The organism is Methylobacterium sp. P5_C11, assembly GCF_054049775.1.
The window spans coordinates 41,811-62,967 of record NZ_JBFULS010000005.1 but is presented as its reverse complement, the minus strand read 5'-3'; the positions used below and the strand labels follow the sequence as shown (position 1 = coordinate 62,967).

Genomic DNA, 21,157 nt, shown 5'->3' with positions numbered 1-21,157 from the left:
AATTTGCAGCGCAGAACTTCTGGGAAGATGGTGAGACGCGCGATCAGGGGTGCAGGTTTTGCTTTGCTGCCACACCACGCAGCCGGCGCCATGCACCCGGTCGATCATGCCCCGTTCACGATGCCCGCATCCCGATGCCCTTGCGGTCTCGTCGTGGATCCGCGAATGCGCGATGTTGTGAGGGCGAGAAGCCTGAAGGTCGCTGCTTCGACATCTTCTCGCCCTGATATCGACGAGTTGTGACCCGGTATCCCCAGCGGGACAGGGCGCGAGGACGCGCCGGAGGAGTATTTCGCGTGATCGAGAATTTGCTGCGTCAGACCTTCGCGGTGGCGGCCATCGCCGGAATCGCCCTCAGCGCCGGGCAGGCGCAGGCCGCGCAATGCGGGAACACGGCAGGCGGTTTCGAGGCGTGGAAGCGTCAGTTCGCCGAGGAGGCGCGCGGCCGGGCCAGTGCGACCAGCCTCGCGGCGCTGCAGACCACCGCCTACTCCACCGCCACCATCTCGGCGGACCGGGGGCAGCACAGCTTCAAGCTGTCGCTGGACCAGTTCCTTGCCAAGCGCGGCGGCCCGACCATCGTCTCGCGGGGACGCGCTTTGAAGCGGCAGAACGCGGCCCTGTTCGAGTCGATCGAGCAGCGCTACGGCGTGCCGCCGGGTCCGCTCCTGGCGATCTGGGGCATGGAGACCGGGTTCGGCGCCGTGCGCGGCAACGTCAACACGCTGTCCGCGGTGGCCACGCTCGCCTACGATTGCCGCCGCTCCGAATACTTCACGGATCAGCTATACGCGGCCCTGACCCTCGTCGACCGCGGTCTGCTGACCGCGAACACCCGTGGCGCGGCGCATGGCGAGGTCGGCCACACGCAGTTCCTGCCGAAGAACGTGCTCGCCTACGGCACCGGCGATCTCAACAACGTCGGGGCCGCCCTGTCGTCCACGGCCAACTTCCTGAAGGCTCATGGCTGGCGCGCCGGCGCGGGCTACCAGCCCGGCGAGCCTAACTTCGCGGCGATCCAGGGCTGGAATGCCGCCCCGGTTTACGAGAAGGCAATCGCGCTGCTCGGACGCCAGATCGACAACGATTAGTCGCTCATCGGCATCGATTGGCCGACGAAGACTGCAATCGATCGATGGCGATCCGCCCAAAAATGGTCTCGATCGGTCCAAGATCGACCATCGCATCGCCCCAGAAAAGCCGGCCCGACCCCGCTGTTTCCGTTTGAGCGAGGCCGGTCCGCCCGTCGCGATTCCTCCTGATGATCCGGAGGCCGGCGGTCGGCGTGCCCCGTTCCGAGACGAGGAGCATGGGCATCCGCATGGCTGTCGAATCCGTATCGCCGGACGGCCTCAACATCCGCACTGCGCGGCGCGCCTGGGTGGCGCCCTTCATCGTGATGAGCGGCGCCATCGGGCTGGCCGCCGTCGGCGCTGTCACCCTGCATCGCATCCCGTCCCCCGGGACCGTGATCGCCCGGCCGGACATGCCGGCCCCGGCGCCGATCGCGGAGGTGCCGGCCGAGGCGCCCGCCACCGAGGCCAGCGCCACCGGGATCCCGGATCGCGAACCCGCGCCCGAGGTGATCGGTGGATCCCTGTCGCGGTGGGCCTGGAACCAGATCGAACCGCCCGCCCTCACGCCCGAAGCCGCCCCGGAAACCAATTCCGAGCCCGGCGCGCAGATCGCCGAGCCGCCGCGGGTCCCGATGGTCGTCCCGCTGCCCATGCCGCGCCCGCCCGAATTCCGGAACTCCGCTGGCGCCGGCCTTGGCCGTCGGTCGGAGCGGCGCATGGCGCGGCGCGAGGTGCCGCCTGCGGCCCAGACCCTGCCGAAGCCTGACGAGCGCTCGTTCCTGGAAAAGCTCTTCGGCATCGAGCACGCGCCGGCCCTGGCCTACACGGCGCTGGAGAGCAGACCCGCCGACGTGGCGCCGCAGCGGCGCATCTCACCGCCGCTCGCGCCGGCCCGGGAGCCGAGTGCCACGGCCGGGATCGCCGTCTACAACATCGCCGCCAAGAGCGTGACGCTGCCGAACGGCGAGCGCCTGGAGGCGCATTCCGGCCTCGGCGAAGGCCTGGACGATCCCCGCCTCGTCAACGTGCGGATGCGCGGGCCGACGCCGCCCGGCACCTATGACCTCACCGAGCGTGAGCAGCCGTTCCACGGCGTCCGGGCGATCCGGCTCACGCCGGTCGGCGGCAACGAGGCGGTCTACGGCCGCGTCGGCCTACTGGCGCACACCTACATGCTGGGTCCGCGGGGTGATTCGAACGGCTGCGTATCGTTCCGCGACTACGACCGGTTCCTTCAGGCCTACCTCCGCGGCGAAGTCCAGCGCCTCGTGGTCGTGAGCGGTACCCAGGACCCGTTGCCGAGCCTTGCCGCCGGCACCGTGACCACCCGGATGGCCCGCAACGGCGGCTGACGCCGTCCCGCTTGCGACGACAGGCAGCAGCACGTCGCAGATCGATCGGGCCGTTCTGAAGCCGGTCTTGACTGGCAGCACCGGGCTGAACAGCAGCATCGCGACGGCGAAGGAGCCTGTCCACGACCTCGTGCCCTGGCCTGCACATGATGCCAAAGTGACTGGCATCGCGCGCTGCCGGTCACGCCGGGACGCTCAGAGTCCGACGCGGCCGAGCGCCGGGAGCTTGATCGCCGGTCGACGCAGATCGATCCCCGCGACGCCACCGAGAAGGTTCAGCTCGATGCCCTCGACCCAGCCGAGCGTGAGCCCGGCGTAGCCACCGAGATTGAACCGGATGCCGGTGCGCGAGGGTGTCCGGCCGACCCAGCGGCCATCGTAGGGAAAATCCTTGCCGATCGCTGTCGTCGGGAGGCTGGCCCGGATCTCCGGAACCGCCGCCATGACAGCGGCCACGAAGGTGTTGGAGTTCGGACCGGGCCAGACGACATAGTCGCCCGGTCGACCATAGCGGTACCCGGCCACAGCCTCTCGGATCCGCGGGAGCATGGCTTCCGCCTCCGGCCCGTCCGCCGCGAACACGATCGTCGGCGCATTACCGAACCACCGCCCGTCCGGGACGAAGCGGTCGACCCAGATCGGCTGGCCCCAAGCGGTGTAGTCGAACCGGTTGTAGGCGCGCGCGTCGCGATCCTTGATGACGATCCAGCTATGCGTGGCCACGATGCCGCGCCAACTCACGGTCCGCGCCGAGAAGACGCGCATCACGGCCCCGGGATGGGCATCCGCCGGCGGCAGCAGACCGACGCTGGAGCGGTCCGCGAGACGCCAGTCGCCGCGCGCGCGCGTCGCGTAGAGCAGAGCGGAAATCGCCACCGGCACAAGGAACAGCACGGCGAACGCGACGACAGCGATCCTGAACAGGGTCACGGGTGGGCCAGATCCGGAGGGGAGACGGTCCGGATGTAAGCATGCGGTATGCCGAGGAGAATGCGGCCGAACCGACCGGCCCCCAGGCCTCAACTCGCGACGGCGAGCGCGTCGAGAAGCAGCGTTGCGGCGAGGAGATCGGCACATCCGCCCGGACTGAGGCGCGCGGCCACGAAGGCGTGATGGATCGCGGCCGCGCGGTCCCGCCAGCCCGGCCCGGCGATCCCACCGGACTCGAGAAACGACGCCGCTTCCCCCCGCGCGCCGATGAGACCTTGCGCCCCGCCGCGGTGGAGGAGGTTGGTATCGTCGACGACCGCCAGGAGAGCGAAGAAGCAATGCACGCGTGCCGCCTCGGGATCCTCAGGCAGACAGGCGCGGCCATACCGCAGCGCCGGCAGTCCGACCGTGCGGATCGTCGGGAAGCCGGCCGCCGCTTCGGCGCTGGCCCCCCCGACACCGAACCGGCGCGCCGCGCGACCGCCATGGCTCACCGGCGAGGCCGGGGATTGGGCAATGGCCGCGCCCCAGAGTTGGCCGACGCGTTCGGCCTGCGCCTCGGCGGTGGCACATCCAGCACCGGGGACGCCGGCAGCCGCGCAGATCAGGCCGAGGGAGAAGATGGCGCCGCGATGCGCGTTCACGCCGTCGGTCGCCCGCATCATCGCGGCCTCGGCCCGAACTCCGATGGCGCGGAGTTCCGCCATCTCCGCTCGCCGGCCGCCGGCCGCGACCAGGTCGGCGAAGAACGGCCGGATCGCCGCCGCGCTGCGGCGGAGCGACTCCGCGTCCATGTCATCGTGACTGCCAGAATCGACCGGACTGACGAGACCGGGCTTGGGCCAGGTTTCCAGTTCGTCGATGAGCGCCGCGTGGGCGAGATCCGCAACACGCTCGGCCCAGGAGGTCTCGGCGCCGCCCGACCCGGCAATCGACGCAGTGGAAATCGGATCGTCGCGCAGGATGGGGCCTCGCCTTGGGTTTGGCCGGCGATGCCGGGACAGCGTCGAGGGGCCGACGTATACTGGACGGCGGCTGCGGATCCACAGGTGCCGGAGCAGTGCCGCGTGGGCGGGGGCAGGCTGGGGCGTCGCGAACGGGGATGAGGGGCGTCAGCGGCAGGCGCCATGGCGCATCGTTGGGCGCGCCGCGACTTCGATCGGCCTATCGATGCTCGGACACCTCAGGGAGACCATATTTGAGTTTGATTGAACACGCCCGGATATCCCGACGCGTGGGGAGGCCGATTGCTGCGGCCGCAAACGACGGCGCGTACTCGTGCATGAAATAGGCGGACCCTGGCTTCGGGATCCGAACGTCTTCGGGAACGATCGGGCATTCGCGCAATCGCAGATCAGGCGGCCCGGCGGACGCCGCTTGAACTTATTATTGATCGGCTTTTATTTACAAATTTGACGACTGAAAGTTTTAAATACTTCACTTCGTTCCGACAGTGATCGCATTCGCGAAGCACGTGCATGGAGTCGAGATGGAATGAACCGAGCGCAGCAACTTCTCCGGTCGCTGTCCAAGGACGCCCGTATCGTCGAGATCGGCCCGAGCTTCAGTCCGCTTGCACCCAAGCGTGACGGCTGGAAGACCTTCGTCATCGATCACGTCCCCCGCGAAGAGCTGATCAGGAAGTACCATGACCAGACGATCGACCGGATCGAGGCGGTCGATTGCGTCTGGACGGGCGGGTCGATCGCCGATGCCGTTCCGGTGGACCGGCACGGCAGTTTCGATGCGTTCATTGCCAGCCACGTCATCGAGCACACGCCCGACATCGTCTCGTTCCTGCGTGCCGCCGAAACCCTGTTGCGACCGGACGGCGTCGTGATCCTGGCGGTGCCCGACAAGCGCAAATGTTTCGACGTCTTCCGCAGCCTTACCGGTACGGCCGACGCCATCGCGGCCTTCCTGGAGAAGCGGGACCGTCACTCGCTTCGCACGCAGATCGACTACGGCCTGAACATGGCGCTCAAGGATGGATCCGCCGGAGCTTGGTCGGGTGCCGACAGGCGCCCGGCGATTCCGGTGAACCCGCTCACCGACGAGGCGCAATGGCGTGCTGCCGCGCAGGCGCCCGATTACGTCGATGCGCATGCCTGGGTGTTCGTGCCGTCGAGCTTCTCTCTCATGATCCTCGAGCTGTCACAGCTCGGCTATCTCGACCTGCGCGTCGAAGATTCCCTCGAAATGGAAGCGACGGAATTCTTCGTCTGGCTCCGCAAGGGAGCCCGGCGCCTTCCGCCGGACCAGACCCGCAGCCGGCGGTCGACCCTCATGCATCGGGTGATCGTCGAGCTGGCGGATCAAAAGCGGCAATTGCCGGACGATGCGTTTCTCCAATTGGCCTCGGCGGCCGGATTGCGGGACCAGATCCTGGAGGCGGCCTATCGGACCGACGCCCTCCGCGCCGTCCTTCGCGCCCTCCGATCGAGCATCGGCCGCTTCGGCTTGGATCGCGACAGATTCAAGAGCCTGATCGGAGCGGCGAGCCGGAATGTCCCGGCGCACCCCTCGGCAGCGGTCCAGCATCAGATCCTGCTGGAAGAGGGAACGAAGGTGCTCACAGAGGGCAAAGAGCCAAGCGTGCACTCGGAGGAGGCGGGTTTCTCCGCCGTGGCAAAGCCTCTCTCGAAGGGATTACGAGACGCGGACCAACTCGGGGATCGACAGCTTGCCGACGAACTCGAGCGCGAGCGCCAGCGCGCCCACGCCGTCAAGGCGGTGCTGGACGCCGCCCTCCAAAGCCTGCGCGGCCGCGGACTGGATCGGAAACGGTTCAGGACGCTCGTCACGCAGGCCGCCGAAGACACGCCGAATGGCGGCCCGGAATCGGTCCGTCACGCGATCCTGGCCGAGGAGTCGCGCCGGATCCTCGGCTTGCCTGACTGCTGAGGCGGCCAGCACCCCGTACCACGCCCGGGTTGGCGGCGCCGCAAGAGCCCCGTCTTCAGGCCGCCGAGGCGACCGCCGGCGAGATGCGCTTGCGCGCCTTCCTGTCCTCGGTGCTGCTGACGAAGGCCTGCGCCTCCTCCTTCCGCTCGAAGACGTGCGGCGCCACACCGCGCCTGTTGAGCGCTTCCTCCATCTTCAGGCGCAGGAACGCGCTGGTCGCGTAGCGAGTCGTGGTCGCGTAGTAATTCGCCTGCACGTACTGGACCATGCCGGCGTAATCGTCGACCAAGTTCTCGTTGAGCCGGAAGCCGTCGTGGTTGATCACGGCATTGACCCGCTGACCCGCCTTCCGGCACGCCTCGACGATGGTCATGCGCAGCTCGTCCATGTCGCCCTTCACCCGGCAGTACCAGCCTTCGAGGTTGATGAAGAGGATGTTTCGCTCTCCATCGTAGCTCACGCGCGACTTGAGATCGAGGTTGAGCAGATCCGAGATCAGCTCCATCGGCTCTTCGCGGAAGATGCGGGAATCCATCGGCACCGGATTGCGCACGACGGGCGCGAAATCCATGTGGGCGAGGATGTCGCGCTCGATGTCGATCCCCGGCGCAACCTCGATGAGTTCCAGGCCGTCCGCGGTCAGCTGGAACACGCAGCGCTCGGTGACGTAGAGGACCGGCTGCGAGCGCTCGACGGCGTAGGGACCTGAAAAGGTGTTCTGCTGCACCGCGCCGACGAACTTGCGGGCTCTGCCCTCGGTGACGATCCGCATCTGACCGTCGTTGACCGCGATCTCGAGGCCGCCGGCCGTGAAGGTCCCGGCGAACACCACCGTGCGGGCATTCTGCGAAATGTTGATGAAGCCGCCGCAGCCGTTCAGCTTGCCGCCGAACTTCGAGGTGTTGACGTTGCCGGCGGCATCGCATTCCGCCATGCCGAGGCAGGTCATGTCGAGACCGCCGCCGTCGTAGAAGTCGAACATCTGGTTCTGGTCGATGATGCAATCGGCGTTGGTCGCAGCGCCGAAGCTCGAGCCGGACGCCAGCACGCCGCCGACCGCCCCGGCCTCGGTGGTGAGGGTGATGTAGGGGGTGATCTTCTCCTCGTTGGCGACAGACGAGATGCCCTCCGGCGCGCCGACGCCGAGATTGACGACGCCGTTCGGCGGCAACTCGAAGGCGGCGCGGCGGGCGATGATCTTGCGCTCGTTGAGGGCCATCCGCTTGATGCCGGTCACCGGCACCCGGATCTCCCCTGCAAGCGCCGCATCGTGCATCACGCCGTAATTCATGCGGTGCATCTCGGGCTCGGCGACCACGACACAGTCCACCAGGATGCCGGGCACGCGCACGTCCTTCGGCAAGAGATAGCCGTCATCGACGATGCGCTCGACCTGGGCGATGACGATGCCGCCGTTGTTGCGGGCCGCCATGGCCTGCGCGAGACAGTCCAGGGTCAGCGCCTCCTTCTCGTAGGAGAGGTTCCCCGAGGGATCGGCCGAGGTGGCGCGGATGAAGGCCACGTCGATCTTGGTGGCGGTGTAGAAGAGCCATTCCTCGCCATCGACCTCGACGAGCTTGACGATGTCCTCCGTGGTCAGTTCGTTGACCTTCGCGCCGCCGTGGCGCGGATCGACGTAGGTCTTCAGGCCAACCTTCGAGAACAGCCCGGGCTGGCCGGCGGCGCAGGCCCGGTAGAGCTGCGAAATGACGCCCTGCGGAAGGTTGTATCCGCGGATCAGGTTGTCCTGTGCCGCCTTGGCGACCTTCGGCATACGGCCGAAATTGGCGGCGATGACCCGCGTGAGCAGGCCGTCGTGATGCAGACGGCCTGTCCCGAGCCCTTTGCTGTCCCCGGCGCCAGCCGTCATGATCAGGGTCAGTCCACGCGGCGATCCGGTCTCGACGTACCGCTTCTCGAGGGCGGCGTGCAGGGCCTCCGGGATGCAGCTCTGGACGAACCCCGTGGTGGTCACCACGTCGTTCTCACGGATCAGCGCGATCGCCTCCTCCGCCGAGATGACCTTGTTCTTCCTCATGGAGCCTGTGATCCTCCCCGGCATTGGGACGTGCGGCCGGCCTTCACGCCCGCCGCCTCCGACTTTGCCATGCGCCGCCCCGTCGATGCCGGGACATGTCGGCCCCTGGGATCAGCTGAGTTTTGCATACAATCGATATTGCACCGCATCAATATTTGCGGCATTGCACGAGGCTGATGCCGGCTGCTGACAATACTCTGAAAAAGTAGGACCGCGCTGCTGAAAAACTCTTCGGTCCACGATCAGAAAAATTGCTCGGTCGCGAATGGTCGAACCGATCGAGACACGGCGCGGCGCCCGCAGAGCGTTACGCGCCGCGACTGCGCTCTCCGACGGCCGACCCGTGCCCGCAACGCCTCCACGGGAGCCAAGCGACCGCTTGTGTCCGACCGCACGCGCTTTTCGCAGCCCAGGTGTGCGGGCTCACCGCGGCGTCAGCGGATCGGGTGTCTGTCTGTCTCGACACGACAGGGAGGCAACGATGAACCAAGATCCCAACGCCCGACGCGCAACCGCGGACAGCGACGCTCGGCCCCTCGATCGGAGCCGGGATGGTGACGCCCGGAGGCGGGAGGCAGTGGTGTCCGCATGGCGTCGCGCTCTCCGCAGGATGCGCGACCGGCGCGCTGCTCAAGACCAAGCCGATCCGGGCGGCTGACGACGCGAAAGCGTACCCGGATGCCCGAATGGTCACGGGACCGACCCCTTTTTCTCTACTTTGCTTCGCGCTGCGCGCGCCGCAGAGCGGGGGCAGCGGATGGGGAGTACATAGGCCGATGGACGACGACGTCGCAGACGGCACGAATGGTGGCGACGGGAGTTGCGACGCCGCCCAGGAAGCGAACGGGATCGCCTTCCTGCTGGCGAGCGCGGCGTATCTGGCACTGGCCGATGCGCATCTCCGGCGGGAAGGTCCGGGCGGGCTGGCGCTGATGGACGAGATCGAGGACCGCCTCACGGAGGCCCTGCAGAGCTTCGTCGATGAGACCTCCTACGACGACGCGCGGCCGGATATTCTCCTGCACGCAACCCGGAAGGTTCGCGCCCTGCTCGATGCGGGGCGGTCACTGGCTCCGGAAATGCGCCGCTTCCAGTAGGGGCCGAACGGCTACCGCTTCGCGAAACCGATATCCGCTGCCACCGCCTGCAGCCGATCCGGATCGCGCTCTTTCCGTTCGCTGTAGCGATCGACGAGGTCATCGGAACGCTCGCGGGTCAGCAGCGTGAACTTCATGAGCTCCTCGCATACATCCACGACCCTGTCGTAGAGCGGACCCGGCTTCATCCTGCCTGCGTCGTCGAACTCCCGGTAGGCCATCGGCACGGAAGACTGGTTCGGGATGGTGATCATCCGCATCCACCGGCCGAGCACGCGCAGGGCATTCACGGCATTGAAACTCTGGGAGCCGCCCGAGACCTGCATCACCGCGAGGGTCCGGCCCTGGGTCGGTCGCAGGCTCCCTTCGGACAGAGGCAGCCAATCGATCTGGCTCTTCATCACCCCGGTCAGGGTGCCGTGCCGCTCGGGCGACACCCAGACCTGACCTTCCGACCACGCCGACAGGCCGCGGAGTTCCTGGACTTTCGGGTGGTCTGCGGTCGTGTCGTCGGGCAGGGGCAGCCCGTCGGCGTCGTAGATGCGGACCTCGCCGCCCATGGCTTCGAGGAGGCGGGCAGCCTCGTGGCCCAGGAAGCGGCTGAACGAGCGCTCGCGGAGCGACCCGTACAGAACGAGGAACCGGGGGGCATGCCGGAATTGGGCCGCCGGCAGGGGCACACGGGTCGGTGCCACGAAATGGGCCGCGCTCACGTTCGGCAACCCGTCACGGGCCGACGGGGCTGGAGACGGGCTCTTGCTCAAGACGAGACCTTCCCTTACGTTCAAATCGTCATTTGAAGATTGAAATGGAAATGGACGACGCGCAAGCCCTGGCGGCCTTCGCGGCCCTCGCACAGGAGCACCGCCTGCGGCTCGTGCGGGCGCTCGTGACCGCCGGTCCGGAGGGGATGGCCTCCGGCTCCCTCGCTGACGTCGTCGGAGTCTCCGCTGCGACCGTCTCGCATCACCTCAAGGAGCTGAGTCGCGCGAGACTGGTCAGTTCGCGCCGCGACGGCCGCTCGATCATCTACAGCGCCGCGTATCCGACGCTTTCGGCTCTTGTCGCCTTCCTGATGCGCGATTGCTGCCAGGGACGACCGGAGGTTTGCGCGCCCACGGCCGAAACCCTGGCCACGAGCCTCTGCCCATCCGGAGACACCGCCCATGTCTGATCCGTTCGATGTCGTGATCTACCACAACCCGGATTGCGGAACGTCCCGCAACACCCTGGCGATGATCCGCAACGCCGGCATCGAGCCCCACGTCATCGAGTACCTGAAGACCCCGCCGGTGCGGGCGCTTCTGGAACGGCTCCTCGCCCGCGCCGGCCTGTCGCTACGCGACGTGCTCCGGGAGAAGGGCACGCCCTATGCCGAACTGAACCTCGGCGACCCGACCCTGACGGACACGCAGCTGTTCGAGGCGATCGCGGCGCATCCGGTCCTGCTCAACCGCCCCCTGGTCGTGACGCCCCGGGGCGTGCGCCTGTGCCGGCCCTCCGAGCTGGTTCTGGACCTGTTGCCGCCCCAGCAGGGCGAGTTCGTGAAGGAGGATGGGGAACGGGTGGTGGACGTGCTGGGCCGCCGGGTCGCGACCGCCTGAGCGTGACGACAAACGACGAGATCAAGACGCCCGGATGCTCGCGCTCGCCATTTTCCTGGTCACCCTCGTCTTCGTCATCTGGCAGCCGAAGGGTCTGGGCATCGGGTGGAGCGCCCTGGCGGGTGCGGCTGCGGCCCTCACCGCCGGCGTAATCCAGCTCGGCGACATCCCGGTCGTCTGGCACATCGTCTGGGACGCGACCTTCACCTTCGTCGCCCTCATCATCATCTCGCTACTCCTCGACGAGGCCGGATTCTTCCACTGGGCGGCGCTTCACGTCGCCCGATGGGGCAGGGGCCGCGGCCGACGGCTCTTCCCGCTGATCGTGCTCCTGGGTGCGATGATCGCGGCGGTGTTCGCCAATGACGGCGCGGCTTTGCTGCTCACGCCGATCGTGCTGTCGATCCTGCTGCGGCTCGATTTCAAACCGCCGGCCGCGCTGGCCTTCATCGTCGCCTGCGGATTCGTGGCGGACTCGACATCCCTGCCGCTGGTCATCTCCAATCTGGTCAACATCGTCTCGGCCAACTTCTTCGACGTGACGTTCGGCAGATACGCGGCGGTCATGGTGCCGGTGAACCTCGTCTCCCTGGCGGCGACGCTCGTCGTGCTGGGAGCGTATTTCCGCCGTGACATCCCGGCGACCTACCCATCGGAGGCCCTGGAGAGCCCCGCCGGCGCGATCCGCGATCCACGGGTCTTCCGCGCGGCATTCCCGCTGCTGCTGCTTCTCCTGCTCGCGTATCTCGTCACCGCACCGTTCGCCGTGCCGGTGTCGATCGTCACCTGCGCGGGTGCGGCGGTCCTTCTGGCCCTGGCGAAACGGAGCCGCGTCATCCCCGTTCGCAAGGTGCTGGCCGGCGCTCCCTGGCAGATCGTCCTGTTCAGCCTCGGCATGTACCTGGTGGTCTACGGGCTGCGGAATGCCGGCCTGACCGTCGCGCTGGCGCAGGGCCTAACGTGGCTCGCGGGCCACGGTCCTTGGATCGCCACCGTCGGCACGGGCTTCGCCGCAGCCTTCCTGTCGTCGATCATGAACAACATGCCCAGCGTGCTGATCGGGGCACTCGCCATCCAGCAGGCCCCCGACCTGTCACCGTTGACCCGCGAGCTCATGGTCTACGCCAACGTCATCGGCTGCGACCTCGGACCGAAATTCACGCCCATCGGCAGCCTCGCCACCCTGCTCTGGCTTCACGTCCTGGCGGGCAAAGGCCAGACGATCACCTGGGGCCAGTACATGAAGGTCGGCCTGATCATCACCCCGCCCGTGCTCCTGACAACCTTGCTGGCGTTGGCGACCTGGCTGCCGCTGCTCGGCCCGCGCTAGGCTCCTCGTGGCCGCCATCGAAGATCACCCCGGATCCGCCGCGCCACCCGTGACCCGCCGCTGGCCGGTGATCGCCGCCCTCGGGGTGGTCGAGATCCTCGCCTGGGGCTCCTCGTTCTACCTGCCGGCGGTGATGGCCGGACCGATCGCCGAGAGCACCGGATGGCCCCTCGCCTGGGTGGTGGGCGGACTGGCGTTCGGCCTCCTGGTTGCGGCGCTCGCCTCGCCCCATGTCGGCGCAGCGATCCACCGGCGCGGCGGGCGGCCGATTCTGGCCCTGGCGGCCGTGCTGCTGGCCGCCGGGTTAACGATGCTCGCCCTGTCGCCGTCCCTGCCGGTCTACCTTGCCGGCTGGCTGATCCTCGGGGCCGGCATGGGGTGCGGGTTGTACGATCCGGCATTCGCGACCCTCGGCCGCCTTTATGGAGCGACGGCCCGGCCGGCGATCACGACCCTGACCCTCTGGGGCGGGTTCGCCAGCACCGTTTGCTGGCCGTTATCGGCCTTCCTCGTGGCACATGTCGGCTGGCGGGGCGCGTGCCTCACCTATGCGGGCCTGCACATCGTCGTGACGCTTCCGCTGGTGCTGCTGATGATCCCGCCCGCGCCGGCGCTGCCGCCGGTCGACGAGCGGCAGCCCTCCTGCGCCGGCCGCCTGTCGGTGCGGGAGCGGCGGGCGTTCCTGGTGTTTGCCGGGGTCCTGATCCTCGGCGGGGCGATCATGTCCCAGGTCTCGGTCCATCTGCTCACCCTGCTTCAGGCGCGGGGCGTATCCCTCGCCGCGTCGGTCTCGTATGGGGCGCTGATCGGACCCGCGCAGGTGAGCGCGCGCATCGCAGAAATGGCCCTGAAGGGGCGGCATCACCCGCTCTGGACCCTGACGGCGGCCTTCAGCCTGATCGCCCTCGGATTATGGCTGCTGGCACTGGGATTACCGGGCGTCGCGCTCTGGCTGGTGCTTTATGCCGGGGGTAACGGGATCTACTCGATCGCGCGGGGCACGGTGCCGCTCGCCCTGTTCGGCCCCCTTCGCTACCCGCTGATCATCGGCCGCCTCGCCCGGCCGGCCCTGGTCGCCCAGGCTCTGGCGCCCCCGGTCGGGGCGGTGGTGCTCACCCAGGCCGGTCCGGGAACCCTGTGGTGGCTGCTGTTCGCCCTGGCACTGGCTGCCCTGTGCCTGATCGCTGCCCTCTGGCGCACGCGGTAACGGCGCGGGACCGGCAGCGATCTCCGCGCGGCGCGGAGTGGTGAACATCGCCGCCGTAATGTCGTAGATCGACGTTCTCAGCATCGGGAACCCGGCTTCACCGCCACGGCGGAGTCCTGGGTTGGCACGGCCACGCGGTTTTTCGAGACGACGGCGAGGTGGCAGGCTCCATTCTGGAGGAGCGGCAATCCCGGTCGTGGCAATGCGAATGGCACCGCTCGTACCGAGAGACAGCGTTATTTTGAACTTCGCCGTCCGCGCCCGGGAACCGATCAGTTGCTGAGACGGACGGACGCGACCGCCGTCGAGAACAGCTTGAGCATGGCAGCGGTGATGTCGCCGCCCGAGGCCACGGGGAAGTAGAGGCCGTCGGACGCGCAAGACTGCAGAGCGGGCCCGATCTTCGACTCGTACGGTCGGACATAGCTGTTGTAGAAGCTGTTGTCGTAGATCGGCAGGTATTGCGTATAAATAATCCCGATCCGGACGTTATTGCTCTTCAACGCATTGCACGTCGACGGGCTGAACGGCCCGATGAATCGGTTGCTCTGATACTGGAAGCCGGCGCTTTGGTTCGTGACGCTCCCCGCGGTATCCTCGACACCATCGGTTACGAGAAACAGGAAACGGATCGGCGTCGCTGCGGTGATACCGTTCCCGCTGGCGGGGATCGTGCTGTTCATCTTCGTGATGGCACGCTCGAAATCTGTCTGGTTGTCCGACTGATTGTAGTATGCATATGCGATGTCGATGTTCGGAGCGGCAGTTTTGATCTGGCTCAGTGTCGGCGTCATCGCTTGAAGACGGGTCTGTGTGGTCGAGTCGTTGAAGGTCCACATTTCCATCTGGAATTGCTGCGGTAGCGACATGCTCGCATTCGCCTGATCGACGAGCGCCGACACGGCATCACGCAACACCTGAATGCGGAGCTTGATGTTGTTCTTCAACGCGACATGGTAGAAATCACTCTGACTGTCGCCCGTGATATTCCCCTTGCTATCGAAGGTGTGCTGGTGGCACGCGAAGGCGCAGCCGCCGGTCGCGATCTTCATATTGGCGACATCCGTGTCGGTTGCCGCGAGCCCCATGGATGGCGAATTGTCGAGCAGAAGATAAAAGTTGATATACTGAAACATATTGCGGACGCTTGACGAAATTCCGTTGATATTCATCGCGGGAATTCTCATCATCGACGCGAGCGTCGTCTTCACCGTCGCCGTGTAGCTGGCCGTCACGCTGAGGGTGGTCGAATTGGTCACCGGCGATCCCGGCGAGAACGAGGTCACCGTGACGCCCGGGACCTTGGCGGCCTCGGTTCGGAACTGGGCCTCCATGTTCTGGAGGTTGGTCGTCGAAATCGTGTTCGTCTTCTGCGAGATGACGGCCAGGACGGCGCCATCGAGGGCTGCGTCGAGCTGCGCCTTCGCGGCATTGCGGCGGCCGTAATCCACGGCCGCCGCCGTGGCGAACAGGATCGGCATCGTGACCAGGGCGAAGGTGAGCGCGACCTGACCGGACCGGGCCTGCCCGTACGCCCGGGTGAGCTGCCTGAGATACCGGGTGGCCCGGTCTGGGAAAACGGACACCTGTCGCCCCTGGGTCGCTAGTTGAAGACCGGGCAGGCCACGCCGCCTGGCATGATGATTTCGCTCGCGGTGCGCTCGGACCACGGGACCTGCCGTGTGAAGGTCAGTCCGCGGGTGCCGAAGATCCACTTGTACAGGGCGCTGCCGATGATCGGCGTGTAGGTCATCGTGACTTCGGCCAGGATGTAGCGTGCGCCGTCGTACTGATAGACTGCCGGCGTCGGGGGGAGGCCGTTGGTTCCGTTGAGCTGCTGCGCCGGACGCTTCGCCGCATTCTGGGGCCAGCTAGAGCAGACACCCCCGTAGAGCGTGCCCGAGATCGACTCGACCCCCATGGCGTTGACGACGATCTGAAGACCCGACGCATCCAGCGGACGGAGGATTGCGGTCGCGGCGCCGGCAATGGTCGCCATGCTGTCGGCGGAGGGATTCGGATTGTCCGCGCGCCCCGAGAGATCGCTCAGCGTCCGCGCGAACAGCGTCAGCTTGCGGTTCGCGTCGACCATGCGGGTAAGTTCCGCGGTGGCGAAGTAGAGGACGATGAGCAGCGGCAACACGAAGGCGAACTCGACCGCGGCGATCCCGCGTTCGTCGCGTCGGTAGCGCGCCAGGGCTCCCCGCCATTCACCCATCAGGAGCACACGGACTGGGTGGTGTAGGGCTCCACCTTGAACACCGTCGCGGCCTGGATCACCCGGCGCCGGTTCGGCAGGCTCGGCGTGGCCGCACCGAGCAGCGGGAAGAAAACCGGGATGTCCACGGCGGCCTGCACCACCACGATGGCGGAGGCGCCGGCGCAGGAATAACTGGCGAAATTGGCGTTCCAGTTGCTGGTGCCGCTGGCATCGGTCGCCACCGGCGAGACCGTGGTCGCGGTGGCATAACTGCCGGCCTGCGTGACGCTGACGCGCACGTTGGCGCAGTTGAAGATCGTCACGCGCGGCGTGCCGTTCGATTGCGTGCAGATGGCCGTCCGGAAACGGGACATCAACGTCGCAGGATCGGTGGTCCCGGCATTCGCGGTCTGGAAAGAGCCTGTGTAAATCTGACGGCTCGCGTCGGCGACGGCCTGCTGCAGGATTTCCTGCTCCCAGAAAACGATCCCGTTCTCGAGGCTCGCGCCGACCAGTGCAAAGAACGGGAGCGCCACCAAAGCGAACTCCACGGCCGTCGCACCGTCGCGCGCCTGCGCGAGGCGCGCAGCATGGTGGCGGGCGTCGAGCCAGCCAACCACCGGTCGAAGTGCCGTTCTCACATTCCAGCTCAAATCTGTGCGCTCCGCGATGCAGGAGAGCATCAAAAACTTACTTTTCTTCATGCACGGCGAGTCAAAGTTGACTGTCCGTCGCGTTCGACTCGCATGTAGGATTGAAATACAATCTTTAACATCAATTATTGGTTGAATTGCACCCGGACGGCGCTGTGGGTCGGCGCGACGGCCGCGACAGCGCCCAAAAAATCGAACGCTTTCTGTTGGCCAAGCCAATTGATCGACATCGCGCAAACTGAGGGCGAGAGGCCGTCGAGGAAGCGGAGTCTCTGAGAGTCCGGACGGAGATGGTCGACGAATCCTCGAGAGATAAGCCCCATTAAGCGCAGATTAATACATTACTGATATTTTCCTCTGCTGAAATAAACGGAATGGCGATCCATTTCATGGCCCGCGCTCTGCCTCAAGCTGTCTCCATTGAAGAGGGTGTCGGGCTCCTGCGGCGCCAGCTCGTCTCGATTTCGGAGGCGATCGCCCGGACCCGCGAGGAGATCGCCGATCTCCGGCAGGAACAGGAAACCTGTCGCGTCCGCGACGAACTTCACGCGGTGGTGCAAGGCACCGAAGAGGCCACCAACGCAATCCTGACAGCTTCCGAGACGGTGGAGTCCCTCGCTCGCGGAATCGTCAAGCGGTCCGACGACGCCGCCACCCGGACCGATGCGGAGGCGATCCAGGCCGAGATGCAGACCATCTTCGAGGCCTGCAACTTCCAGGATCTCACCGGCCAGCGGATCTCCAAGGTGGTCAAAATCATCGTGCTGGTGGAGGAACGGGTCGGCGAGATGCTGCGCCTCTGGTCCGGCCCCGGCGAGGCTCCCATGCCGGCGAAGCTCGGTTCCCACAAGCGTAGCGGAGAGGCGGCCCTCTTGAACGGTCCTGTCCTGCCGGGCGAGGCCACCGTCTCGCAGGATACGGTCGACGCGATGTTTCCCTAGGCGCGACCCGGAAGAAGCGTCGATGGGCCGGATACTTCTGATCACGGACGATCCCGCGCGCAGCAGGCGCCTCGCGGAAGACCTCTCCGGTGACCGACCCTGCGAGATCCACGACCTTTTCGCCGCGGATGCGTCGGCCGGCGCCGCGACGGTTCTGATCACCGACGTCCTCGATCTCGGCGCCGCGACCGTCGGGCGCCTGCGCGGTTTCCTGCTGCAGAACCGCCGCGGTGCCCCCCTGGTCGTCCTGCTGCACACCGACAGCCCACGGACCCGGATGCTCGGGGTGATGCTCGGTGCGACGCACACATTCAGCGCGCCGTTCGACACGGATCTGCTGCGGAGCGCGCTCGGGATGTCTCGCACGCCGGCGCCGGCCGATGAAGCGCCGTTGCCCAGCTGCGCCGTGCGGACGGCCGCCGAAGTCCGCGGCTTCTACGCCTCGGTCTTCGTCCCGGATCAGCCGATCACGCCCGGGGTCATCGACAACGGCACCCAGGCCATCGACGACGCCATCCGGGATACCGGTATCAGGGACTGGGTCCGGGCGGTGCGCCAGTTCGACGATGCCACGCACCAGCACTGCCTCCTCGTCGCCGGGCTGGCGGCGGCCTTCGCGGCGAGCCTCGGCCTCGGGGAGCAGGAGCGTCACCGCCTGACCAAGGCGGCGCTTCTGCACGACGTCGGCAAGATCCATATTCCGGCGGCGATCCTCAACAAGCCCGGCCGGCTCGACGAGACCGAGTTGGCGGTGATGCGCCTACACCCGGAAAAGGGGCACAGCATGCTCGTCGATCAGGGCTTCGAGCCGCAGATGCTGCGCGTCGTCCGCTCCCACCACGAGATGCTCGATGGCTCCGGCTATCCGGACCGACTGAGGGCACCCGACATTCCCGACCTCGTCCGCCTCGTCACCGTCTGTGACATTCACGCGGCCCTGATCGAGCAGAGGCCCTACAAGCCGCCCATGGACAGCGAGGCGGCCTATGCGATTCTGGAGGGCATGGCGGGCCGGCTCGACCCCGCGATCGTCGGCGCCTTCAGACCGGTCGTAGCCGCATTCTCCTCTCATGTGTGATGGCCGGGGAGCGGATCTCGGCGTTTGAACCGCCGTGGATGCGCAATCCGTCGACGCGGCTCCGAAGCCTCCGCGGTCCGGCGGTGATCTGAATCCGCGGTGTCGGCGACCGCGTTGGTCGCGTGATCGAGTTGCGGTGACGAAGGGTCTTCGCGTCACGGCGCGGCAGGGCGTCACTCCCCCTTGGCCCGTGACCGCCACGCAGCGCCCCCTCGGATGCCGCGCGGTACCGAAAAAGGAGTACGCATTCCGGCGCGGGAACTGCGTAGCGTTGATGTTGGACCCGCCTCGCCGAGCCGCCGCCTCATGCCTCGCTTCCTCATCGATCTGCACGACGGAACCGACATCGTCCGCGACCGGGAGGGATACGACTTGCCTGATCTGGCATCGGCCCGGTCCCAGGCGGTGAAGATCATGATGCGGATTGCCCAGAGTCTGTCCGACGGACCCGGACGGCAGGATTTCGTCGCCGCCGTTCGCGACGATTCCGGGGTGGTGCGGCTGCGATTCCGGATGTCGCTGGATGCAGGCCCGGTCGGGTGACACGAGGTGGTCCGGTAATCGCGGCCGACCGCAGCTCGCTCGATCTCACCGAACCGGCATCAGCCGGTCGCGCGCCGCCCGAACTGCGCGGCGCAATGAAAAACCCGCCGAGTCATGGACTGGGCGGGTGAATTCGATGGTAGCGAGGGAGGGATTTGAACCCCCGACACAAGGATTATGATCTGAACGCGAGCACGGCTAAGTCATTGATAGGGCAGAGGACATCAGGGCGCTGCGCTAGCACTGCGCTACCTCGCAGCTGTGGGGCTCTCATCACCCCGAGCTCTGAGACGGCTGGCATTGCTAAGCTTGAGGCGGTCTATGCTCACGGCAAAACAAGAGAGACGAGCCGCCCAGAAGCAGACATGTAAGCTGCTGAAGAAGCAGGGCGTGGCACCCGAGGTGTGGGTTGCGGCCAAGTGCCCGTCTTGAGGCGCTATCCGCTCCTACCAGTTCTCAAGCCCGTGAGACCGTCCGAACGCGGCTGTGCGTTCCGCCCGAAATACATTGGACTGCAGGCCGGCGATCCATTGGCGCCCGCTCACCGTCACCTCCAAGTACTTTAGCGCGCTCTCCAGATGCGAAGATACGCTTTGCCAAAAGAACTCCGGGTATCGTTCGACCAGATCGCCAGGCGATGTGTAGCCCAGGGTGGCGTTGGTCCCGGCCTCCTCAAACTCGTGGAAGAGCGCATTGACTTTACGGAGGTAGAGTAGGTCACCCATCTGCCCGATCAGATCCGCCGCCCGGACCAGGCAGGCCTCATCGTCCGAATGGCTGTCTAGGGCGCTGGGCTTGGCCGGAAAGCGAGTTTGCTCGATGGCGCGCATGACGCGGTTCGCGTCCAGGATTTCCGATTGGCCAAATCGCGCGGCGACAAACAATTTGGATCGGTCGACGTGGTAGGCGGTCAGCGCCGCGTCTGAGGCGCCACGCGGCAGCACGATGCGGTGGCCCGCATCGTCGATGATATATCCCTTCACAGGGCAATCGCCTCTCAGAACGCCTCGGACGTATCCGATGTCATGAAAGAGGCAGGCGGCCAGCAGGTGTGCCCAGTCCTCGGGCGAAGTGAACTCAAGTAGAGTTTTGCCGCGCAAAATGTCGAGGCCGACCTGCGTCACAAGCAGGGTGTGTTCTAAATCGTGGTAAAGCGCGTCAGAGTTCCCCAAGCATTCAAGGGCAAGGCGCGCAGCGGCGCCGACCCTCTCGGCCAAAGGCGCTTGGCTGGTACCGAACGTGCTCTGGAGCTCGGCGGCGAGGTATTCGCCTAGTGCCCGTGACGCAAGCTGAGCGGTCGTGATCATGCCGGGCACTCCCGCCGCCGAACGGAACCGTCCCTTCTACGGCCGCCTTTCCAGACTTTGTCGTACGCCTGCAGCCGGCCGAGGCGCATTATCTTAGACAGTACGCGCTGCGGCTGACGCACATTCAACCGTGGCAAGTGGGGCGGCCTCGATTTGCCTGGACCTGTCCCCCTCAAGAAGTCTGGCCAGGTGATGTTGCCGGCCTGGATGACCACGGTGCTTCTCGTGTCTCCTCAGCACCGTCGCAGATGACTAGCCGACCACCAATCCTCATCCAACGACGGGACGATCGCAATCGCAACTTCAGCGACCAAGCAGTCAGCCACTATCGGTTTCTTTCTGCTCCGATGGCGCGCTAGCGGCGAAACCGACCGCCTCCGTAAAAGGCACGGCCGCCGTGGAAACCGCCGACTCGACGGCCGTAAGCGGCGCGTCCGCCGTAGACCCGGCCCCCGCGGTAGCCGTAAACGCGCCCGCCCCGATAGCCATAAACGCCGCGACGGTAGCCATAGACGGCCCCGCCCCGGTAGCCGTAGACACCCCGCCCACCGTAGTAGCCCCCATAGCCGTTCCGCCGGCAGCCACCATACGGTCCGCGGTGAAAGCCAAGGCCGCAGCCCCCGGCCGCCTCGGCCACGCTGACGCCAAACTGCCCCTTCTCCGGTGAGCCCAAGCTAAGCCAACTCCCAAGGAACAGAGCGACAAACACCACGAGCCTTATGCGTCGCATCTCGTACACTCCACTGTGATCCAAAGCGCGCCAACAGGTGTCATCGCCGCAACAAACGACATCGTGGTCCAGTGTGGATCCTATATGCCCGCACCGCTTGATCGCTCGGGACATCGCAAAACGCTTGTCGTCGAAATATCGGCCCGAGCTCGGCAGTTCACGACGAG

21 protein-coding genes are annotated in these 21,157 nt (G+C 66.4%); 11 read left to right on the top strand and 10 right to left on the bottom strand.

Annotated features, from left to right (window positions below):
- Positions 1 to 296 precede the first annotated feature (296 nt).
- Complete coding sequence (locus tag ACXJKQ_RS04795; protein ID WP_457104622.1) at positions 297 to 1,091, top strand: lytic murein transglycosylase; 795 nt, start codon at positions 297 to 299, stop codon at positions 1,089 to 1,091.
- A 4-nt stretch (positions 1,092 to 1,095) separates the two neighbouring features.
- On the opposite strand, the gene ACXJKQ_RS04790 is transcribed toward ACXJKQ_RS04795, so the two are convergent.
- On the bottom strand, positions 1,096 to 1,323 hold the full coding sequence (locus ACXJKQ_RS04790; RefSeq protein WP_457104621.1) for a hypothetical protein: 228 nt from the start codon (positions 1,321 to 1,323) through the stop codon (positions 1,096 to 1,098).
- Here ACXJKQ_RS04790 and ACXJKQ_RS04785 point away from each other — a divergent pair.
- Positions 1,322 to 2,428: a tlde1 domain-containing protein gene (locus tag ACXJKQ_RS04785; protein ID WP_457104620.1), complete on the top strand. Its 1,107-nt coding sequence runs from the start codon at positions 1,322 to 1,324 to the stop codon at positions 2,426 to 2,428. The two genes, ACXJKQ_RS04790 and ACXJKQ_RS04785, sit on opposite strands and share 2 nt — an antisense overlap.
- Before the next feature lie 195 nt (positions 2,429 to 2,623).
- Here the strand turns inward: ACXJKQ_RS04785 and ACXJKQ_RS04780 are convergent, their stop codons facing one another.
- Together ACXJKQ_RS04780 and mdcB are read right to left on the bottom strand one after the other, a co-directional pair.
- Positions 2,624 to 3,358 carry a DUF3750 domain-containing protein gene (locus ACXJKQ_RS04780; RefSeq protein WP_457104619.1) on the bottom strand — a complete coding sequence of 245 codons (735 nt, stop codon included), beginning with the start codon at positions 3,356 to 3,358 and terminating at the stop codon, positions 2,624 to 2,626.
- Between the two features lie 89 nt (positions 3,359 to 3,447).
- Positions 3,448 to 4,290, bottom strand: coding sequence for a triphosphoribosyl-dephospho-CoA synthase MdcB (gene mdcB, locus ACXJKQ_RS04775; protein WP_457104704.1), 843 nt, complete (start codon positions 4,288 to 4,290; stop codon positions 3,448 to 3,450).
- A gap of 562 nt (positions 4,291 to 4,852) precedes the next feature.
- Between mdcB and ACXJKQ_RS04770 the strand changes: the two genes are divergently transcribed.
- Positions 4,853 to 6,262 carry a class I SAM-dependent methyltransferase gene (locus ACXJKQ_RS04770; protein WP_457104618.1) on the top strand — a complete coding sequence of 470 codons (1,410 nt, stop codon included), beginning with the start codon at positions 4,853 to 4,855 and terminating at the stop codon, positions 6,260 to 6,262.
- A 55-nt stretch (positions 6,263 to 6,317) separates the two neighbouring features.
- On the opposite strand, the gene ACXJKQ_RS04765 is transcribed toward ACXJKQ_RS04770, so the two are convergent.
- A complete protein-coding gene (locus ACXJKQ_RS04765; protein ID WP_457104617.1) occupies positions 6,318 to 8,300 on the bottom strand; it encodes an acyl CoA:acetate/3-ketoacid CoA transferase in 1,983 nt (660 codons plus the stop codon).
- Between the two features lie 776 nt (positions 8,301 to 9,076).
- On the opposite strand from ACXJKQ_RS04765, the gene ACXJKQ_RS04760 reads away from it, so the two are divergent.
- Positions 9,077 to 9,397 (top strand): hypothetical protein, encoded by a 321-nt coding sequence (locus ACXJKQ_RS04760; RefSeq protein ID WP_457104616.1) that lies wholly within the window; start codon positions 9,077 to 9,079, stop codon positions 9,395 to 9,397.
- Between the two features lie 11 nt (positions 9,398 to 9,408).
- Here ACXJKQ_RS04760 and arsH read toward each other — a convergent pair whose 3' ends face one another.
- Positions 9,409 to 10,161 (bottom strand): arsenical resistance protein ArsH, encoded by a 753-nt coding sequence (arsH, locus tag ACXJKQ_RS04755; RefSeq protein ID WP_457104615.1) that lies wholly within the window; start codon positions 10,159 to 10,161, stop codon positions 9,409 to 9,411.
- A gap of 50 nt (positions 10,162 to 10,211) precedes the next feature.
- Here arsH and ACXJKQ_RS04750 point away from each other — a divergent pair, with 50 nt between their 5' ends.
- From ACXJKQ_RS04750 to ACXJKQ_RS04735, 4 genes are read left to right on the top strand one after another with little or no spacing between them, the layout of a single operon-like run.
- Positions 10,212 to 10,571: an ArsR/SmtB family transcription factor gene (locus ACXJKQ_RS04750; protein ID WP_457104614.1), complete on the top strand. Its 360-nt coding sequence runs from the start codon at positions 10,212 to 10,214 to the stop codon at positions 10,569 to 10,571.
- Positions 10,564 to 11,001, top strand: a complete 438-nt coding sequence (arsC, locus tag ACXJKQ_RS04745) for an arsenate reductase (glutaredoxin) (RefSeq protein WP_457104613.1) — start codon at positions 10,564 to 10,566, stop codon at positions 10,999 to 11,001. Before ACXJKQ_RS04750 ends, arsC begins: the two co-directional genes overlap by 8 nt.
- A gap of 34 nt (positions 11,002 to 11,035) precedes the next feature.
- Positions 11,036 to 12,331: an arsenic transporter gene (locus tag ACXJKQ_RS04740; protein WP_457104612.1), complete on the top strand. Its 1,296-nt coding sequence runs from the start codon at positions 11,036 to 11,038 to the stop codon at positions 12,329 to 12,331.
- Positions 12,332 to 12,380: 49 nt separating this feature from the next.
- Positions 12,381 to 13,538, top strand: coding sequence for an MFS transporter (locus ACXJKQ_RS04735; RefSeq protein WP_457104611.1), 1,158 nt, complete (start codon positions 12,381 to 12,383; stop codon positions 13,536 to 13,538).
- Positions 13,539 to 13,810: 272 nt separating this feature from the next.
- On the opposite strand, the gene ACXJKQ_RS04730 is transcribed toward ACXJKQ_RS04735, so the two are convergent.
- Genes ACXJKQ_RS04730 through ACXJKQ_RS04720 form a run of 3 tightly spaced genes read right to left on the bottom strand, consistent with a single transcriptional unit; the run spans position 13,811 to position 16,442 of the window.
- On the bottom strand, positions 13,811 to 15,124 hold the full coding sequence (locus ACXJKQ_RS04730; protein ID WP_457104610.1) for a TadE/TadG family type IV pilus assembly protein: 1,314 nt from the start codon (positions 15,122 to 15,124) through the stop codon (positions 13,811 to 13,813).
- Positions 15,125 to 15,141: 17 nt separating this feature from the next.
- Entirely contained in the window at positions 15,142 to 15,756 is a 615-nt protein-coding gene (locus ACXJKQ_RS04725; RefSeq protein ID WP_457104609.1) for a TadE/TadG family type IV pilus assembly protein, read from the bottom strand.
- Complete coding sequence (locus ACXJKQ_RS04720) at positions 15,756 to 16,442, bottom strand: TadE/TadG family type IV pilus assembly protein (protein WP_457104608.1); 687 nt, start codon at positions 16,440 to 16,442, stop codon at positions 15,756 to 15,758. Before ACXJKQ_RS04720 ends, ACXJKQ_RS04725 begins: the two co-directional genes overlap by 1 nt.
- 323 nt (positions 16,443 to 16,765) lie before the next feature.
- On the opposite strand from ACXJKQ_RS04720, the gene ACXJKQ_RS04715 reads away from it, so the two are divergent.
- The 3 genes from ACXJKQ_RS04715 (at position 16,766) to ACXJKQ_RS04705 (ending at position 18,953) form a co-directional block, all read left to right on the top strand.
- Positions 16,766 to 17,332: a protein phosphatase CheZ gene (locus tag ACXJKQ_RS04715; RefSeq protein ID WP_457104607.1), complete on the top strand. Its 567-nt coding sequence runs from the start codon at positions 16,766 to 16,768 to the stop codon at positions 17,330 to 17,332.
- A gap of 22 nt (positions 17,333 to 17,354) precedes the next feature.
- Complete coding sequence (locus tag ACXJKQ_RS04710) at positions 17,355 to 18,410, top strand: HD-GYP domain-containing protein (RefSeq protein ID WP_457104606.1); 1,056 nt, start codon at positions 17,355 to 17,357, stop codon at positions 18,408 to 18,410.
- 216 nt (positions 18,411 to 18,626) lie between these two features.
- Positions 18,627 to 18,953 (top strand): DUF6894 family protein, encoded by a 327-nt coding sequence (locus ACXJKQ_RS04705; RefSeq protein WP_457104605.1) that lies wholly within the window; start codon positions 18,627 to 18,629, stop codon positions 18,951 to 18,953.
- A 446-nt stretch (positions 18,954 to 19,399) separates the two neighbouring features.
- Here ACXJKQ_RS04705 and ACXJKQ_RS04700 read toward each other — a convergent pair whose 3' ends face one another.
- On the bottom strand, positions 19,400 to 20,260 hold the full coding sequence (locus ACXJKQ_RS04700; RefSeq protein WP_457104604.1) for a metal-dependent phosphohydrolase: 861 nt from the start codon (positions 20,258 to 20,260) through the stop codon (positions 19,400 to 19,402).
- Positions 20,261 to 20,615: 355 nt separating this feature from the next.
- Positions 20,616 to 20,990 carry a GCG_CRPN prefix-to-repeats domain-containing protein gene (locus ACXJKQ_RS04695; protein WP_409518629.1) on the bottom strand — a complete coding sequence of 125 codons (375 nt, stop codon included), beginning with the start codon at positions 20,988 to 20,990 and terminating at the stop codon, positions 20,616 to 20,618.
- Positions 20,991 to 21,157: the final 167 nt, after the last annotated feature.

What these genes read in the sequence shown, in the direction of transcription:
- ACXJKQ_RS04785 (WP_457104620.1), top strand. Translation starts at nt 1,322, where the DNA reads ATGGCTGTCGAATCCGTATCGCCGGACGGCCTCAACATCCGCACTGCG.
- ACXJKQ_RS04790 (WP_457104621.1), bottom strand. Translation starts at nt 1,323, where the DNA reads ATGCGGATGCCCATGCTCCTCGTCTCGGAACGGGGCACGCCGACCGCC.
- ACXJKQ_RS04770 (WP_457104618.1), top strand. Translation starts at nt 4,853, where the DNA reads ATGAACCGAGCGCAGCAACTTCTCCGGTCGCTGTCCAAGGACGCCCGT.
- ACXJKQ_RS04765 (WP_457104617.1), bottom strand. Translation starts at nt 8,300, where the DNA reads ATGAGGAAGAACAAGGTCATCTCGGCGGAGGAGGCGATCGCGCTGATC.
- ACXJKQ_RS04760 (WP_457104616.1), top strand. Translation starts at nt 9,077, where the DNA reads ATGGACGACGACGTCGCAGACGGCACGAATGGTGGCGACGGGAGTTGC.
- ACXJKQ_RS04750 (WP_457104614.1), top strand. Translation starts at nt 10,212, where the DNA reads ATGGACGACGCGCAAGCCCTGGCGGCCTTCGCGGCCCTCGCACAGGAG.
- arsC (WP_457104613.1), top strand. Translation starts at nt 10,564, where the DNA reads ATGTCTGATCCGTTCGATGTCGTGATCTACCACAACCCGGATTGCGGA.
- ACXJKQ_RS04740 (WP_457104612.1), top strand. Translation starts at nt 11,036, where the DNA reads ATGCTCGCGCTCGCCATTTTCCTGGTCACCCTCGTCTTCGTCATCTGG.
- ACXJKQ_RS04725 (WP_457104609.1), bottom strand. Translation starts at nt 15,756, where the DNA reads ATGGGTGAATGGCGGGGAGCCCTGGCGCGCTACCGACGCGACGAACGC.
- ACXJKQ_RS04720 (WP_457104608.1), bottom strand. Translation starts at nt 16,442, where the DNA reads ATGAAGAAAAGTAAGTTTTTGATGCTCTCCTGCATCGCGGAGCGCACA.
- ACXJKQ_RS04715 (WP_457104607.1), top strand. Translation starts at nt 16,766, where the DNA reads ATGGCGATCCATTTCATGGCCCGCGCTCTGCCTCAAGCTGTCTCCATT.
- ACXJKQ_RS04710 (WP_457104606.1), top strand. Translation starts at nt 17,355, where the DNA reads ATGGGCCGGATACTTCTGATCACGGACGATCCCGCGCGCAGCAGGCGC.
- ACXJKQ_RS04705 (WP_457104605.1), top strand. Translation starts at nt 18,627, where the DNA reads ATGCCGCGCGGTACCGAAAAAGGAGTACGCATTCCGGCGCGGGAACTG.
- ACXJKQ_RS04700 (WP_457104604.1), bottom strand. Translation starts at nt 20,260, where the DNA reads ATGATCACGACCGCTCAGCTTGCGTCACGGGCACTAGGCGAATACCTC.
- ACXJKQ_RS04695 (WP_409518629.1), bottom strand. Translation starts at nt 20,990, where the DNA reads ATGCGACGCATAAGGCTCGTGGTGTTTGTCGCTCTGTTCCTTGGGAGT.